General features: G+C 43.8%; 1 pseudogene. It reads right to left on the bottom strand.

The features are described 5' to 3' along the window. Window positions 1-745, bottom strand: a pseudogene (locus ACFILH_RS01635) (adhesin); the annotation flags it as partial.

Genomic DNA, 745 nt, shown 5'->3' with positions numbered 1-745 from the left:
GCGTCGCTACAAACGCACCTTTAGCCTTATCCCACAACAACGCATCAGCCTGAGCAGTGCTAATTTCATTGGTAATCTCTTCGGTAATTTCATCCTTAACATGATCAATTTTATCTTTAACATTCTCGAATGAGTCACCAACACCAGCAAACGCTGAAGCCACATCGTTATAACTTGAGGTAGTAACACTGCCATCAGATGAAAACTTTTTAACCGTGAATGTAGGCGCACTCCAAGTTCCATTCTCATATTTAGCTTTACCACCTAAAGACTTCGCAACACCGCTCCCTAGAGCATATAGCTGGTTACCCGCTACAGCATCACTTGAGTCTTTAGTTATAGACCCATTGGTAAGCGATGTTATCTTGCTGCTTGTATTCTCTTCACCATGCGTCGCTACAAACGCACCTTTAGCCTTATCCCACAACAACGCATCAGCCTGAGCAGTGCTAATTTCATTGGTAATCTCTTTATGTAAATCCGTGAAAGAAGTGCCTACACCGGCAAACGCTGAAGCCACATCTGTATAGCTCTCCTCACTCTCAGTACCATCAGATTTTACTGTTTTAACCGTGAACTTAGGTTTGCTCCAGTGGCCATCCTCATACTTAGCACCACCACCTAAAGACTTCGCAACATCGCCACCCAATTTATAAAGCTGGTTACCCGTTACGGCATCCGTTGAGGTTCCACTAATGTCTCCATTTTTAAGAGACGTAATCTTACTGTTCTCTTTACTGTCCCC

Source organism: Bartonella sp. CL435QHHD (assembly GCF_042195095.1).
In the GTDB taxonomy this organism is placed as follows: Bacteria; Pseudomonadota; Alphaproteobacteria; order Rhizobiales; family Rhizobiaceae; genus Bartonella.
The sequence above is the reverse complement of the archived record's forward strand: the minus strand, read 5'-3'. Positions and strand labels throughout refer to the sequence as shown.